The 15950-nt window shown below is 66.9% G+C and carries 14 protein-coding genes; all 14 read left to right on the top strand.

Annotation, left to right across the window (positions count from 1 at the left end; translation table 11 throughout):
* Positions 1-235: 235 nt before the first annotated feature.
* The 14 genes from QTL98_RS07320 to QTL98_RS07255 all read left to right on the top strand — a co-directional run bounded on the left by QTL98_RS07320 (position 236) and on the right by QTL98_RS07255 (position 15937).
* A complete protein-coding gene (locus QTL98_RS07320; protein WP_445681562.1) occupies positions 236-679 on the top strand; it encodes a division/cell wall cluster transcriptional repressor MraZ in 444 nt (147 codons plus the stop codon).
* Positions 680-776: 97 nt separating this feature from the next.
* On the top strand, positions 777-1775 hold the full coding sequence (gene rsmH / locus QTL98_RS07315; RefSeq protein WP_445681561.1) for a 16S rRNA (cytosine(1402)-N(4))-methyltransferase RsmH: 999 nt from the start codon (positions 777-779) through the stop codon (positions 1773-1775).
* Entirely contained in the window at positions 1772-2194 is a 423-nt protein-coding gene (ftsL, locus tag QTL98_RS07310; RefSeq protein WP_445681560.1) for a cell division protein FtsL, read from the top strand. The genes rsmH and ftsL overlap by 4 nt, the downstream gene beginning before the upstream one ends.
* Positions 2191-4098, top strand: coding sequence for a peptidoglycan D,D-transpeptidase FtsI family protein (locus QTL98_RS07305; protein ID WP_445681559.1), 1908 nt, complete (start codon positions 2191-2193; stop codon positions 4096-4098). The genes ftsL and QTL98_RS07305 overlap by 4 nt, the downstream gene beginning before the upstream one ends.
* Positions 4085-5542 carry a UDP-N-acetylmuramoyl-L-alanyl-D-glutamate--2,6-diaminopimelate ligase gene (locus QTL98_RS07300; RefSeq protein WP_445681558.1) on the top strand — a complete coding sequence of 486 codons (1458 nt, stop codon included), beginning with the start codon at positions 4085-4087 and terminating at the stop codon, positions 5540-5542. The genes QTL98_RS07305 and QTL98_RS07300 overlap by 14 nt, the downstream gene beginning before the upstream one ends.
* Positions 5539-6957 carry a UDP-N-acetylmuramoylalanyl-D-glutamyl-2,6-diaminopimelate--D-alanyl-D-alanine ligase gene (locus QTL98_RS07295; RefSeq protein ID WP_445681557.1) on the top strand — a complete coding sequence of 473 codons (1419 nt, stop codon included), beginning with the start codon at positions 5539-5541 and terminating at the stop codon, positions 6955-6957. The genes QTL98_RS07300 and QTL98_RS07295 overlap by 4 nt, the downstream gene beginning before the upstream one ends.
* Positions 6957-8042: a phospho-N-acetylmuramoyl-pentapeptide-transferase gene (gene mraY, locus QTL98_RS07290; protein ID WP_445681556.1), complete on the top strand. Its 1086-nt coding sequence runs from the start codon at positions 6957-6959 to the stop codon at positions 8040-8042. The genes QTL98_RS07295 and mraY overlap by 1 nt, the downstream gene beginning before the upstream one ends.
* A gap of 8 nt (positions 8043-8050) precedes the next feature.
* On the top strand, positions 8051-9439 hold the full coding sequence (gene murD, locus QTL98_RS07285; RefSeq protein ID WP_445681555.1) for a UDP-N-acetylmuramoyl-L-alanine--D-glutamate ligase: 1389 nt from the start codon (positions 8051-8053) through the stop codon (positions 9437-9439).
* Positions 9436-10566 (top strand): FtsW/RodA/SpoVE family cell cycle protein, encoded by a 1131-nt coding sequence (locus tag QTL98_RS07280; RefSeq protein WP_445681554.1) that lies wholly within the window; start codon positions 9436-9438, stop codon positions 10564-10566. The genes murD and QTL98_RS07280 overlap by 4 nt, the downstream gene beginning before the upstream one ends.
* A complete protein-coding gene (murG, locus tag QTL98_RS07275) occupies positions 10563-11738 on the top strand; it encodes an undecaprenyldiphospho-muramoylpentapeptide beta-N-acetylglucosaminyltransferase (protein WP_445681553.1) in 1176 nt (391 codons plus the stop codon). Before QTL98_RS07280 ends, murG begins: the two co-directional genes overlap by 4 nt.
* A complete protein-coding gene (gene murC, locus QTL98_RS07270; RefSeq protein WP_445681552.1) occupies positions 11735-13168 on the top strand; it encodes a UDP-N-acetylmuramate--L-alanine ligase in 1434 nt (477 codons plus the stop codon). Before murG ends, murC begins: the two co-directional genes overlap by 4 nt.
* A gap of 5 nt (positions 13169-13173) precedes the next feature.
* Positions 13174-14124 (top strand): UDP-N-acetylmuramate dehydrogenase, encoded by a 951-nt coding sequence (gene murB, locus QTL98_RS07265; RefSeq protein WP_510637555.1) that lies wholly within the window; start codon positions 13174-13176, stop codon positions 14122-14124.
* Entirely contained in the window at positions 14121-15062 is a 942-nt protein-coding gene (locus tag QTL98_RS07260; RefSeq protein ID WP_445681550.1) for a D-alanine--D-alanine ligase, read from the top strand. The genes murB and QTL98_RS07260 overlap by 4 nt, the downstream gene beginning before the upstream one ends.
* Positions 15050-15937, top strand: coding sequence for a cell division protein FtsQ/DivIB (locus QTL98_RS07255; RefSeq protein ID WP_445681549.1), 888 nt, complete (start codon positions 15050-15052; stop codon positions 15935-15937). Before QTL98_RS07260 ends, QTL98_RS07255 begins: the two co-directional genes overlap by 13 nt.
* Positions 15938-15950: the final 13 nt, after the last annotated feature.

The raw sequence follows: 15950 nt of genomic DNA, 5'->3' as shown, positions 1-15950 counted from the left end.
ATCCAGCCCATACCTAAAGTTATATCAATCTTCGTTAAAAATAATCATTCAAAATCAATGTCTTATAGCTTTACCCTTTCGGACCCAGTTTTTACCATGATATCCCAAATACACCCACCGGCTCCCAATCCATCTCGCTGGCCGGCGGGAGAAGGCGCCTTGCGGCTGCGCTTCGGGGGGTCAGCGGGATGGAGCTGGGGGCAGCGGGGCCATGGGCCTCTATTTCGGAACATACGTGAACCGCATTGACAGGAAGGGACGGGTCTCCGTCCCTGCGCAGTTCCGTACGCTCCTGGCCCAGCAGAATAACGGCACCGATTTCAATGGCTGCGTGCTGCGCCCGCACCACAAGCTGGAGGCGCTGGAAGCCAGTTCCATGGCCCTCATGGAGCGGATCGCCACCAGTCTTGATGACGGCGCCATGTTCTCCGACGAAGACATGGTGATGCGCACGGCGATTTTCGCCGCCTCCCGCCCTGTCACCTTCGACCCCGAAGGCCGCATCGGCATCCCCGAGGAGTTTTCTGCCCGTATCGGCCTTGGCGAAACCGTCGCCTTTGTCGGCATGGGCAACAGCTTCCAGCTCTGGCGCCCGGACGCCTACGAGGCGCATCAGGCCGCCACGCTCGCCGCGATGCGTGAGCGAAATCTGACATTGCCCAAACCCAGCGCCGGCTGATCCGCCGGCCGAACCCAGGGATTCAAAAGGCCTCAAGCTCACCAGACTCAGACTCCCCCCACTGCCCGCCACACCAGAATACACCCCAAGGAAACCGATGACCCACCCCGAGCACAACAAGGCAGGCACGACCCCGGCGCTCCCCCGCGCCGAAGGCGGCCATGTGCCTGTGCTGCTCGGCCCGGTAGTTGCCGCACTCGCCCCCCGGGACGGCGCCACCTATGTGGACGGTACCTTTGGCCGCGGCGGTTATACCCGCGCTATCCTCGCTGCGGCCAATTGCCGGGTGATCGCCATTGACCGCGACCCTGCCGCCATCGCCGTTGGCCGCGAGCTGGAAAAGGAAAGCGACGGACGCCTGAGCGTGGTGGAAGGCCGCTTTGGCGATATGGCGGCGCTGCTGGCCGCACAAGGCATCGACAAGGTTGATGGCGTCACCCTCGACCTCGGTGTGTCCTCCCCCCAGATTGACACTGCCGAGCGTGGTTTTTCCTTCCGCGCCGATGGCCCGCTCGACATGCGCATGGAAGCCAATGGCCCCAGCGCCGCGGACCTCTGCAACACGCTGGAAGCCGACGAGCTTGCCGACCTCATCTATAACTATGGCGAAGAGCGCCGCTCGCGCGCCGTAGCCCGCGCCATTATCGCCGCCCGGCCGGTTACCCGCACGCTGCAACTGGCGGAGATCGTACGCTCGGTCGTGCGCAAGTCTGCCGACGGCATCGACCCGGCGACCCGCACCTTCCAGGGCCTGCGCATCGCGGTGAATGACGAACTGGGCGAGGTCGAGCGCGGGCTGGCTGCCGCCGAAGCGCTGCTGGCCCCCGGCGGACGGCTTGCCGTCGTTACCTTCCATTCGCTGGAAGACCGCATCGCCAAACATTTCCTGACCCTGCGCTCCGGCGCCGGCGGCGGTGGCAGCCGCCACATGCCGATGCAGGTCAAGACGTCCGAGCCCAGCTTCCGCCTGCTGCACCGCAAGCCCGTCGCCCCCGACGAGGCGGAGATGCGCGCCAATCCGCGTGCCCGCTCCTCCAAGCTGCGCAGCGCGGAGCGCACCGATGCCCCGGTCTGGCCGGGCAAGGGGGCTGCATGACGCGCATGCTCTCCCTGCTGCTGGCTATCTGCTGCGTGGTGACGCTGGGTGTGACCTTCAAGATCAGCCACGACACGCAGAAGCTGGAAGAACAGCTCTCTGCCGATCAGGCCGGCATCCGCCACGAGCGCGAGCGCTATCGGCTGCTGCGCGCCGAATGGGGCACGCTTAACTCGCCCAAGCGCCTGGAGACCATGCTCGACAAGGCCAAGCAGAATGATGCCGGCCTGCTGCTGAGCCCGATTTCCGGCGACCAGCTGCTTCAGGGCGAACAGGACATCGCCCGCATCCCCATGCGCATGGCGCCGGGCACCGAAGTGCCCGACATGCCCGTCCCGCTTCCGCGTCCGGCCGACATCCGGCCGATCGAACTCAAATCCGGCATCGTGCTCGCCACCATCGGCGGGGTGGAATCATGACCTTCTTCAACCCGACCTCGCCGCTTTCCACCCGCAAGGCTTCCGTGCCCGGCGCCGGTGGCCTGTCGGTACGCATCCTGCTGTCGCGCCTTGCATTGTGGCTTGCCGGCGGCGTGATCGACGCCCGCCGCCCCGAGCATGCCAATGCCGTGATGGAGCAGTCGCGGGGCCGCGCCGTGATGGTCGGCTTCATGATGCTGGTGGCCTTTTCCATCGTCGCGGTGCGTCTTGTCGACGTCATGCTGCTGCGCACGCCGGACCAGACGGCCGACGAGGCCGACGTCTCCGCCCCAGCTGTGGCCGATGCCAGTGCCAGCCCGGTCGTGCCGGCGCCCGCCGCCTGGCGCGCCGACATCACCGACCGCAATGGCGGCATCCTTGCCACCACCATCAGCTGCCCGTCGATGTATGCCGACCCGGTGGCGATCTCCGACCCCGTGGGCACCACCAACCGGCTGATGCAGGTGCTGCCCTCGCTCGACTATTCCACCACGCTGGCCCGACTGACCGCCAAGGGGCGCATGGTATGGGTCGAGCGCCACCTGACGCCGACCCAGCGCCAGACCATCCATGATCTTGGCCTGCCGGGTATCGATTTCCGCGACGAGCCGTGCCGGCTCTACCCCACCGGCAACCTTGCCTCGCACATCGTCGGCTACACCAACATCGACCAGGTCGGCCAGGCCGGCCTTGAGAAGCAGTTCGACAAGTTCCTGAATGATGGCCAGCCGGTCGAGCTGTCGCTGGATATGCGCCTGCAGCACATCCTGCGGCGCGAGTTGCAGGCCAATGTGGAGCAGTACAGCGCTGTTGGCGGCTCCGGCATCGTCATGGACATCTATACCGGTGAACTGCTCGCCATGGTGTCGCTGCCGGACTTCGACCCCAACGAGCGCCACGACCCGAACGACGAAGCGCTGTTCAACCGCAACACGCTCGGCCGTTACGAGCTGGGCTCGGTCTTCAAGATCTTCAACACCGCGCTCGCGCTTGAAAGCGGCAAGGTCAAGCTCTCCGACACGTTCGACACCGCCGGCCCGGTTCGCATCGGCCGCTTCACCATCCACGACTTCCATCCGGTCAATTACTGGATGAACGTGCCGGAAATCTTCGAGAAATCCTCGAACATCGGCTCCCTGCGCATGGTGCAGGTGGTGGGCCGCGACCTGCAGCAGCGCTTCCTCGGCCGGCTTGGCATGACCCGTCCGGCGACGCTGGAGCTGCCGGAGCTTGCCAACGTCACGGCGCCGCCGCGCTGGGGCGAGGTAGAGAGCTGGACCATCAGCTATGGCCATGGCATCGCGGTGACGCCGCTGCATCTGGTGGCCGGCGTTTCCGCCATGGTCAATGGCGGCACGCTGGTAACGCCGACGCTCCTCAAGCAAACGAGCGCCGTGCCGGTCGGCCAGCGCATCATTGCGCAGAAGACCTCCGACACCGTGCGCCGCCTGATGCGTCTTGTGGTGACCGGCGGCGCCGGCCTTGCCGATGCGCCGGGTTATCTGGTGGGCGGCAAGACCGGCACGGCCGAAAAGGCGACTGCCGGCGGCTATGCCCACAAGGCGCTCATCTCCAGCTTCATCGGCGCCTTCCCCATCACCAAACCGCGTTATGTCGTGTTCGTCATGCTGGATGAGCCGCAGGGCAACAAGTCGAGCTACGGCTACGCCACCGGCGGCTGGGTTGCCGCTCCGGTCGTCAGCCGTCTCGTCGCCCAGATGGGCCCGCTCTACGGCCTGCCGCCGGAGAGCGAGGACGATCCGGCCGTGCGCGCCGCGCTCGCTCTTTCCGTGCCGCCGACCAATGCCGACACCGGCGCACATGGCCCGCAGCCGCACCAGCTGCTGCCCGCCCCCGACAACCCCGATGGCGCCCAGGGAGGAGCAACCCTTGTCTCCTTCTGAGCTGATGATCACGGCCGATAGCGGCGCCCGCCTTGCCATTGCCGGCCTTACCGCCGACAGCCGCGAGGTAAAGCCGGGCATGCTGTTTGCCGCCATCCCCGGCAGCCGCATGGACGGGCGCGACTTCATTGCGCAGGCGCTGGAAAAAGGCGCCGCCGCCATTCTGGCCCCGACCGGCACACCCCTGCCCGCCGGCAGCTGCGCCGCGCTGCTGACCGATGGCGAGCCGCGCCGCCGCCTCGCCGAACTGGCGGCCGCCTTCTACCAGACGCAGCCGGCCACGATGGTTGCCGTCACCGGCACCAACGGCAAAACCTCGACCGCCTGCTTTGCCCAGCAGATCTTCGCGCAAGGGGGCCACCGCTCGGCCAGCCTCGGCACGCTCGGCATCATCGGCACCGGCATCAATGAAGCCGGCTCGCTGACCACGCCGGATACCGTTGGCCTGCACGCCACCCTCGCCCGCCTTGCCGGCGACGGTTTCACCCATGTGGCGATGGAAGCTTCCAGCCACGGGCTCGACCAGTACCGGCTCGACGGGATTGAGCTGAAGGCTGCCGCCTTCACCAACCTGACGCGCGATCATCTCGACTATCACCGCACCATGGAGGCCTATCTGGCCGCCAAGGCGCAGCTCTTTACCCGCCTGCTGCCGGAAGGCGGCACCGCCGTCATCAATGCCGACAGCGATGTGGCGGAAGAGCTTATCGGCATGGCCCGCGCCCGCCGCCAGCGCGTGCTGACCTTCGGCCGCAAGGGCGACGATCTTCGCCTCGTGCGCCAGCAGCCGCTGCCGGACGGGCAGATGCTGGACCTCATGGTCTTCGGCATGCCGGTCGATGTGATGCTGCCGGTTGCCGGTACCTTCCAGGCCATGAACGCGCTGGCCGCCCTCGGCCTTGCCATCGGCGCCGGGGAAGACAGCGCTGCGGCGCTGGCCGCCCTCTCCGGCCTTGCCGGCGTGCCGGGCCGCATCCAGCGCGTGGCGAACCTGCCGAATGGCGCCAGCATCTATGTCGATTATGCCCACACGCCCGATGCTCTGGAGACGGTGCTGAAGGCCCTGCGCCCGCACACCGAAGGCCGCCTGCATGTGGTTTTTGGCGCCGGCGGCGACCGCGACCCCGGCAAGCGGCCACAAATGGGCGAAGTGGCCGAACGCTGCGCCGATGTTGCCATAGTTACCGACGACAACCCCCGCACCGAAGCGCCGGAAATGATCCGTGCGCAGGTCATGGCCGCCTGCCCGTCAGGCACCGAGATCGGAAACCGGGCCGACGCCATCCGCACCGCCGTTCAGGGGCTGGAAGATGGTGACGTGCTGGTGATCGCCGGAAAGGGCCATGAGGATTATCAGATCGTGGGGACCGTGAAGCACCATTTCGACGATGCGGAAGAAGCCCGGGCAGCCGCAAAGGCGCTGGGTGGGGAGGCCGTGATATGACCGCCCGTCCGCTCTGGACCAGTCATGAAGCCCAGGATGCTACCGGCGGCGCGCTGGTAGGCCCGGACTGGAACGCCAACGGCGTTTCCATCGACAGCCGCAGCGTGGCCGAAGGCGATCTTTTCGTCGCGCTGCGCGGGCCGAACTTCGACGGTCATGCCTATGTGGCCGATGCCCTTGCCAAGGGTGCCGTTGCCGCGCTGGTGGATACGTTGCCGGAATTCCCGGCGCACAATCCCTCGCTGATCAAGGTCGACGAGACGCTGGCGGGCCTGCGCGCGCTCGGCATCGCCCGGCGCGAGGCGGTGGGCGCGACCGTGATCGGCCTGACCGGCAGTGTCGGCAAGACGACGACCAAGGAAATGCTGGCAACGGCCTTCGCCGCCCTTGGCGCGACGCACGCTTCCCCCGGCAGCCTTAACAATCACTGGGGCGTCCCGCTCTCCCTCGCCCGCATGCCGCATGATGTGCGCTACGGCGTCTTCGAGATGGGCATGAACCATGCCGGCGAGATTGCCGACCTCACCGGCATGGTGCGCCCGCATGTGGCGCTCATCACCACGGTGGCGGCAGCTCATATCGAGTTCTTCGGCTCGGTCGAGGCGATTGCCGATGCCAAGGCCGAGATTTTCCAGGGCGTCGAGCCGGGCGGCACCGCCGTCCTGCCGCTCGACAACCCGCATTATGCCCGTCTTGCCGCCGCTGCCCGTGCAGCCGGTGTGACCCGCCACATCACCTTTGGTGAGACCGCGGGCGCCGACTTCCTGCTGAAGGGCGTCGAAACTGGGCCGGAAGGACTGACGGTCAGCGCCGTTGCCGCCGGCCTGCCGCTCACCTTCCATCTCAATTTCTTCGGCAAGCATCAGGCGGTGAATGCGCTGGGTGCCCTTGCCGCCGTGCATGCCGCGGGCGGCGACATCGCCCGCGCCGCAGCCGCGCTGGAAGGGCTGCAGCCGCTAAAAGGTCGGGGCGGCCGCCGCAAGATCGCCCTTGCCGGTGGCGGCGAGCTGACGCTCATCGATGAAAGCTACAATGCCAGCCCCGCCGCGGTTGCCGCTGCGCTTGGCGTGCTGGGTGCGGAGACGCCGGGTACCGGCGGGCGCCGCATCGCCATCATCGGCGACATGCTGGAGCTGGGCGAGCAGAGCGCTGCCCTGCATGCCGACCTCGCCGGCCCCGCCGTCGCCAACAAGATCGACACCGTACATTGCTGCGGCCCCTATGCCGCCTACCTGTGGGAGCTGCTGCCGGCTGCCATGCGCGGGCTACGCGCGCCGGACAGCACCGTTCTTGCCCGCTCTCTTGCCCGCGAACTGCGTGCCGGCGACGTGGTGATGGTCAAAGGCTCGCTGGGCAGCCGCATGGCCAAGGTTGTTGAAGTCATTACGTCCCTTGCCAGCGACGGAGCGGCCTGATGCTTTATCTTCTCCTGACGCCGCTCATTCCCGACTTCACGGCGCTCAATATCTTTACCTACATCACCTTCCGCACGGGCGGCGCCATCCTGACGGCGCTGCTGATGGGTTTCTATTTCGGCCCCACCATCATCCGCCGCCTGCGCGTTGCCCAGGGCAAGGCAGACAATGTGCGCGAGGATACGCCGGAAACCCACCTCAAGAAGCGCGGTACGCCCACCATGGGCGGCTTCATGATCCTGCTGTCGCTCACCGTCAGCACGCTGCTCTGGGCGGACCTGCGTAACGGCTATGTGTGGGTCGTGCTGCTGGTGACGCTCGGCTTCGGCCTGCTGGGCTTCCTTGACGATTACCTCAAGGTTTCCAAGCGCAATTCCAAGGGCCTGCCGGGCCGCTACAAGATCCTCGGCCAGCTGTTCTTCGGCGGCATCGCCATTGCCATCGTGATGTGGGTCACGCCCTACCCACTGGCGACCGGCCTTGCGATCCCCTTCCTCAAATCCACACTGCTACCGCTCGGGCTCCTGATGATCCCGTTTGCGCTCCTGGTGATGGTGGGCGCCTCCAATGCCGTGAATCTCACCGACGGGCTAGATGGCCTTGCCATCGTGCCGGTGATGATCGCGGCCTCCTGCTTCGGCCTCATCGCCTATCTCAGCGGCAACGCCATCTTCTCCGAATATCTCGGCATCCAGTCGGTGCGCGGGGCAGGTGAACTCACCATCCTGTGCGGTGCGCTGATGGGCGGCGGGCTCGGCTTCCTGTGGTTCAACGCCCCGCCGGCAGCCGTCTTCATGGGCGATACCGGGTCGCTCGCGCTTGGCGGCATGCTCGGCTCCATCGCCGTCATCACCAAGCATGAGCTGGTGCTTGCCATCATCGGCGGCCTCTTCGTTCTGGAAGCCGTCTCCGTCATCGTCCAGGTCGCTTCCTTCAAGATGACCGGCAAGCGCGTCTTCGCCATGGCGCCGCTGCACCATCACTTCGAAAAGAAGGGCTGGCACGAGCCCACCATCGTCATCCGCTTCTGGATCATCTCGGTGATCCTGGCGCTGATCGGCCTCGCCACGCTCAAGCTGCGGTAATCCACCAGATGATCGATCTTTCCAGCTTCAAGGGGCAGAAATTCGCGGTGATGGGGCTCGGCAAGTCCGGGCTCGCCACCGCGCGCGCCCTTGTTGCCGGCGGCGCCGAGGTGGTGGCGTGGGATGATGGCGAGGCGGGCCGCAATGCTGCTGTGGCAGCCGGCCTGACCGTTGCCCCGCTGAGCGATCTTTCGGGCTTCGAGGCGCTGATCCTCAGCCCCGGCATCCCGCACACCTATCCCGAGCCGCATCCGGTTGCCGCTGCGGCCAAGGAAGCGGGCCTGCCGATCATCGGCGATATCGAGCTGCTCTCGCAGGCCTATCGTCAGGCTGCCTTCATCGGCATTACCGGCACCAACGGCAAAAGCACCACCACCGCCCTCATCGCCCACATTCTGGCGCAGGACACCGCGCCGATGGCTGTTGGCGGCAATCTCGGCACCCCGGTGGTCGAACTCGACGGCCTCGGTGCCGGCGGGCGCTATGTGCTGGAGCTCAGCTCCTACCAGCTGGAGCTGGCGCCGAGCCTCACCTGCCGGGTGGCAGTGCTGCTGAATTTCAGCCCCGACCATCTCGACCGTCATGGCGGCATGCAGGGCTATATCGGCGCCAAGATGCGCATCTTCAAAAGCCAGCGCCCGAGCGACGTCGCCGTCATCGGCGTGGATGACGAACATTCGCGCTTCGCCTTCACCGTCGTTGCCGATACCCACCGCCAGCGCGTCATCGCCGTCTCCGGCCAGCAGGCGCTTGCCGGCGGCGTGTATGTCGAAAACGGCGTGCTGTTCGACGACATGCAGGACAAGGACCTGCGGGTGATGGATATGGCCGAGGCGCCCGCCCTGCCCGGCAGCCACAACTTCCAGAATGCGGCGGCTGCCTATGCCACCTGCCGCGTGCTGGGCCTTGACCGCGCGATGATCGTTGCCGGCCTGCGCAGCTTCCCCGGCCTGCCGCACCGCCAGCAGCGTGTTGCTGAAGTGGACGGCATCAGCTTCGTCAATGACAGCAAGGCCACCAACCCGGATGCCGCCTGCCGCGCGCTTGCCTGCTACGAGCCGATCTACTGGATCGCCGGCGGCCGCGCCAAGGAAGGCGCCTCGCTGGAGCCGATGGAACCGCATCTCTCCCGCGTGACCAAAGCCTTCCTGATCGGCGAAGCGGAAGAGCAATTTGCCGGATGGCTCGCGCAGAAGGGCACTCCCTTCGAGCGCTGCGGCACGCTCTCCCGCGCGACCGAGGCGGCATTCACCGCCGCCCGGGGCGATGGCAAGGCCGGCGCCACCATCCTGCTGAGCCCGGCCTGCGCTTCCTGGGACCAGTTCCGCAGTTTCGAGCATCGGGGCGACGAGTTTACCGCCCTTGCCCGCACTCTTGCCGAAGGTAAGGCCGCATGAGCATGTCCGGCTTCGCCCGCTATGACCAATCCGTCCTCGCCCGCTGGTGGTGGACGGTCGACCGCTGGACGCTCGCCGCGTTCGGCACGCTGATGGTCATCGGCGTGGTGCTGATTGCCGCGGGCGGCCCGGCCGTTGCCGTACGCACCGGCCTGCCGGCAAACCACTTCCTGATCCGCCATCTCGCCCTGCTCGGCCCCTCGGTCATGATCATGATCGGGCTTTCCATGCTGCCGCTGCGCGGGGTGCGTGTTGCCTCGCTTACCGTGCTCGGCATCTTCCTGCCGCTGCTGGCGCTGACGCTCGTGATGGGCAGCGAGGCCAAGGGTGCCAGCCGCTGGATCTATATTGCCGGCCTTTCGGTGCAGCCCTCCGAGTTTGTGAAGCCGGCCTTTGCCGTGTTGCTCGCTTTCCTGCTGACCCGCGTGAAGCGCCGCGCCGAGCCGATCTCGCTGCTCATCGCCTTCGGCCTCTGGCTCCTCATCGTTGCGCTTTTGATGCTGCAGCCGGACCTCGGCCAGACCGTGCTGACAAGCGCCATCTGCTTTGGCGAGCTGTTCCTGGCAGGGCTGCCGCTGGTGCTGGTGTTCGGCTTCGCCGTGATGGGCTGCGTCGGTCTCTTTGGCGCCTACCTCATCCTGCCGCACGTGGCCAGCCGTATTGACCGCTTCCTCAATCCGGAGGTCGGCGACACCTACCAGATCGACCGCTCGCTGCAGGCCTTTGCCAATGGCGGCCTGACCGGCACCGGTCCGGGACAGGGCATCATCAAGCACATGCTGCCCGACGCCCATGCCGACTTCATCTTCGCCGTCGCCGGTGAGGAACTGGGGCTTATCGTCTGCCTCATCATCGTGGCGATCTTTGCCTTCATCATCCTGCGTGGGCTGCTGCGGGTGCTGGGCGACAGCAACCTCTTCGTTCTGCTCGCCTCTGCCGGCCTCGTGCTGCAATTCGGCCTGCAGGCCCTCATCAACATGGGCTCCGCCCTGCACCTGATGCCCACCAAGGGCATGACGCTGCCGTACCTCAGCTACGGCGGTTCCTCTCTGCTGGCGCTTGGTGTAACCACCGGCCTCCTCCTGGCACTGACCCGGCGCCGGAACGAACTTGGAGACGATTTGTGACCCCCGCGCGCGACCCCTATACCATCGCCCTGGCAGCAGGCGGCACCGGCGGGCATCTGTTCCCCGCCGAGGCTCTGGCGCGCGAACTCATCGGCCGCGGCGTCGCGGTAACGCTGATGACTGACAGCCGCGGTGCGAAGCTGCGCGAAAGCGTGAGCGGCCTTGACGCAGAGATCGTCGCCGCCGGCACCATCGGTGCGGGCCTCAAGGGCAAGATCAAGGGTCTGGCCGCTCTCACCCGTGGCTATTTCCAGGCCCGGCGCCTGCTGAAGAAGATGAAGCCGGCTGCCATCGTCGGTTTCGGCGGATACCCGTCAGTGCCGAGTGTGCTGGCGGCGCGCCATCTGGGCATCACCGTCATCCTGCATGAGCAGAACGCCCTTCTGGGCCGTGCTAACCGGCTGCTGGCCGCCCCGGGCGTGCGCATTGCCACGTCGTTCCCGGAAGTGAGCCGCCTGCCGGCTGCCGTGGGCACGCTGGAGACCGGCAACCCGGTACGTCCGCCCTTCTCCGCCCTGCGCGAAACAGCTCCCGCTCCGGTGCCGGTCAATGGCCACGGCCGTTTCCACATCCTCGTGACCGGCGGCAGCCAGGGCGCAAGCATCTTCTCCAATGTCGTGCCGCAGGCCCTCGCCCAGCTGACCGGCCCCACCCGGGCCCGCATCAGCGTCAGCCAGCAGTGCCGGCCGGAAGATCTCGAGCGCGTGCGCGCCCTCTATGAAGCCGCCGGCATCGATGCCGAGCTCGCCACCTTCTTCAGCGATGTGCCGGAGCGTCTTGCCCGCGCTGCGCTGGTGGTGTGCCGCTCCGGCGCCTCCACCATTGCCGAACTGACTGTCATCGGCCGGCCGGCCATCTTCGTGCCCTATCCGCACGCGATGGATGACCATCAGACCGCCAATGCCAAAGCGCTGGTTTCCGCCGGTGCCGGCTGGCTGATGCCGAACGATGCCTTTACCCCGGCCAGCCTTGCCGCGCGCATCGAGATGCTGCTGGCCCTGCCACAGAACCTGGCGGACGCCGCCACAAGGGCACGCGCCCTTGGCCGACCCGATGCCGCCGCCGCCCTTGCCGACATGGTGCTGGGCAGCTCCAGCCCTGCCCGGGCCGCCCGCCCGGAAGAAGCCCCGGCAAGCCTCAAGACCCTTCGTACCGCGGACAGTGCCCCATGAGAACGATCCCCCTTAATACCGGCCTTATTCACTTCGTCGGCATTGGCGGCATCGGCATGTCGGGCATTGCCGAGATTCTGCACAATCTTGGCTATAAGGTGCAGGGCTCGGACATTACAGAGAACGCCAACGTCAAGCGCCTGCGCGGCCTCGGCATTCCGGTAACGGTCGGCCACAAGGGCGAGAACGTGGCCGATGCGGCGGTGCTGGTCATCTCCTCCGCCGTCAAGGACGACAATCCCGAGGTGATCGCGGCCCGCGCCGCCTTCCTGCCTGTCGTGCGCCGCGCCGACATGCTGGGCGAGCTCATGCGCCTCAAATGGTCGATCGCGATCGGCGGCACCCATGGCAAGACCACCACAACCTCGCTGGTGGCCGCCATGCTGGAAGGCGCCGGGCTCGACCCCACCGTCATCAATGGTGGCATCATCAATGCCTATGGCACCAACGCCCGCCTCGGTCAGGGCGAATGGCTGGTGGCCGAGGCCGATGAGAGCGACGGCACCTTTGTGCGCCTGCCCGCCCACATCGCCGTCGTCACCAACATCGATCCGGAGCATCTCGATTTCTACGGCACCTTCGACCGGGTGAAGGCCGCCTTCGAGAACTTCGTCGAGAACATCCCCTTCTACGGCTTTGCCGTGCTGTGCATCGACCATCCGGAAGTGCAGGCGCTGATCCCGCGTGTGCGGGACCGCAAGCTGCTCACCTACGGCTTCAGCCCGCAGGCCGATGTGTGCGCCACCAACCTTTCCATGGCGCCGACCGGCAGCAGCTTCGATGTCGTGCATACCGACCGCAAGACCGGTGCGGTGCGCCGGATCGAGGGCTTCCAGCTGCCCATCGTCGGCCAGCACAATGTGCAGAATTCGCTGGCCGCCATCACCATCGGCATCGAGCTGGGCTTCAGCGAAGATGCCATGCGGGCGGCCATGCGCGGTTTCGGCGGCGTCAAGCGGCGCTTCACCCTGACCGGTGTGGTCGATGGCATCAGCATCATCGACGATTACGGCCACCACCCGATCGAGATTGCCGCCGTGCTCAAGGCCGGCCGTCAGGCCCTGCAGGGGGCGACGAAGGGCGGCCGTATTATCGCCGTGGTGCAGCCGCACCGCTATACCCGCCTCAAGAGCCTCTTTGGCGAATTCTCCTCCTGCTTCAACGACGCCGATACCGTGCTGGTGACGGATGTCTATCCGGCCGGTGAAGCCCCCATTGAGGGCGTGCACCGCGACGCGCTGGTGGAAGGCATCCGCGAGCGCGGCCACCGCAGCGTCATGGCGCTGGAAGGGCCGGACAAGCTGGCGGCAAAGGTGCGCGAGCTGGCCCAGCCAGGCGACATGGTCATCTGTCTTGGTGCCGGCAGCATCAGCGCCTGGGCCAATGCCCTGCCCGCCGAGCTGGAAGCGCTGAAGGGAGGGGCCGCATGAACGCCATGCACCTGCCTGAACGCCAGAGCCTGATCGAACGCCTGCCCGCCGTGCGCGGCAGCTACGAGAAGGATGCCAACCTCGCCCCGGTCACCTGGTTCCGCGTCGGCGGCCCGGCCGAAGTGCTCTATTCGCCCGCCGATACTGAAGATCTGGCGGCCTTCATGGCCGGTTGCCCGGCCGATGTGCCGCTGACCTTCATCGGCGTGGCCTCCAACACGCTGATCCGCGACGGCGGCATTCCGGGCGTGACCATCAAGCTTGGCCGCGCATTCGGCACGCTGAGCGTGGAAGGCGAAACCGTTTATGCCGGAGCCGCCGCGCCCGACCGGCGTGTCGCTGCCACCGCTCGCGACCATGGCCTTGCCGGCCTTGAGTTCCTGACCGGGGTGCCCGGCCTCATCGGCGGGGCGCTGCGCATGAATGCCGGCGCCTATGGCCGCGAGATGGTGGATATCACCGAATGGGCCGAGGTGGTGACCCGGGCCGGCGAGATCAAGCGCCTGACGCTGGCCGAACTGGGCCTGACCTATCGCCATAGCGATGTGGCGGAAGACTGGATTTTCACCCGTGCCGCGCTCAAGGGCACGCCCGGCGACACCGCGGCCATCACTGCGCGCATGGAAGAAATTTCCACCGCCCGCGAAGACAGCCAGCCCGTCAAGGCGCGCACCGGCGGCTCCACCTTCGCCAACCCGCCCGGCCACAAGGCCTGGCAGCTGGTCGACGCGGTCGGCGGGCGCGGGTTGAAGCTTGGCGGGGCGATGGTGTCGGAAAAGCATACCAACTTCCTCATCAACACCGGGGATGCCACCGCCGCCGATATCGAGGCGCTGGGCGAGGAAGTGCGCCGGCGCGTGCGCGAGAAGTTTGACGTCGAACTGCGCTGGGAAATCCGCCGCGTCGGCGTTGCGCTGCCGGCCACCGCTGCCGAGAGCAAGGGAGACGTGCTATGAGCGCCGTGACCGGCAAGGCTGAAGGGCGCACCGTCGCCGTGCTGATGGGCGGCTGGTCTGCCGAGCGCGAAGTCTCGCTGATGTCGGGCGACGCGGCAGCAAAGGCGCTGGAGGCGCGCGGCTGGAAGGTCAAGCGCATCGACGTGACGCGCGACCTGCCGGCCTTCATCGCTGCGCTCACGCCGCGCCCGGATGTGGTCTTCAACGCCCTGCACGGCACCGGCGGCGAGGATGGCACCATCCACGGCGTGCTCGACATGCTGGGCATGCCCTATACTCATTCCGGCCTGCTGGCCTCGGCTGTCGCCATGGACAAGCCGATGACCAAGATCATCGCCGCCAGCATCGGTATCCGCACTGCCAGCGGCGCCGTGCGCACCCGCCGCCAGATCGAGGCGGGTGACCTGCCGATGGCTGCCCCGTTCGTGGTGAAGCCGGCCGCCAGCGGCTCCAGTGTCGGTGTCATGCTGGTGCAGGCCGGTTTCAACCGCATCGCACTTGCCAAGGGCGAGCCGGCCGAGCCGTTCCTCATAGAGGAATATGTTCATGGCCGGGAGCTTACCTGTGGCGTGATGGGCGACCGGGCACTGACCGTGACCGAGATCCAGCACACGCACGGTTTCTTCGATTACGAGGCCAAATATGTGGCCGGGCATGCCCGCCATGTGCTGCCGGCCCCGGTGCCCGCCGAAATCCTGGCCAAGGCCAAGGATTGGGCTGTCGCCATTCATCAGGCGCTTGGCTGTCGCGGCATCAGCCGTTCCGACCTTTTGTGGGACGAGCGCAAGCCGGGCACCGAGGGGCTTTATTTCCTTGAGGTGAACACCCAGCCCGGTTTCACCCCGATCTCGCTGGTGCCCGAACAGGCCGAACATTGCGGGATTTCGTTCGGTGAACTGTGCGAGTGGCTGCTGGAGACCGCCCTATGCCAGTCCTGACCAGCCAGGCCCGCAAGACCCCGGCCGCGGCGGCCCGCAAGAAGAAGCCGGCGCGCAGCCCGCGCCGCTCCGTGCGCACGCGCGCCCTGCCCGGCTGGGCCGTGCCGGTGCTGGCGGTATGCGGCGTGGTAACGGCCGTGAGCGGCATCGGCGTCTTTGCCTGGTCGTCCGGCTGGATTTCCGAGCAGACGGCCCGCATCGAGGACGGCTTTGCCGGCATGGCTGCCACCAGCGGCCTGGTGGTCAAGTCCGTGATGGTGGACGGGCGCCAGCAGACCAGCGACACCGCCCTGACCCGTGCGCTTGGCGTGCGGCCGGACATGCCGATCTTCGCCGTAGACCTGCCGACGGCGCAGGCGCGCGTCGCCGCGCTACCCTGGGTCAAGGATGTGGTGATCGAGCGCCGTCTGCCGGACACGCTTTATGTCCACATCACCGAGCGCGCGCCGATGGCTGTCTGGCAGCAGGATGGCCGGCTGGTGGTGGTGGATTCCACCGGCGCCGAGCTGACGCCGGACTATCAGCAATTCACCAGCCTGCCGCTCATCGTTGGCCAGGACGCGCCGCAGACGGCGGGTGCCCTGCTGCCGCTGCTCGACGCAGTGCCGCAGATCCGCCAGCGCCTTTACGCCGCCATCCGCGTCGGCGGCCGGCGCTGGGACCTGCGGCTCGATAACGGCGTCGATATCCGCCTGCCGGAGGAGGGTGTGGCGATGGCGCTGAAGCAGGCGGCCAATCTCGATCAGGTCGACAAGCTGTTCGACCGGGACATCGTTGCCATCGACCTGCGCCTGCCAGACCGGCTGGTTATCCAGACCAGCGAGACGGCGGCCAAGACGATGAAGGAGCCGGCACCCCGCCCGGCAGGGATCTAGCGGGAAAACAGGG

The sequence above is a fragment of the Radicibacter daui genome, from assembly GCA_030657355.1.
Lineage (GTDB): Bacteria > Pseudomonadota > Alphaproteobacteria > Radicibacterales > Radicibacteraceae > Radicibacter > Radicibacter daui.
Note: the sequence above shows the minus strand (reverse complement) of the source record. Positions and strands in the feature narration are given on the sequence as shown.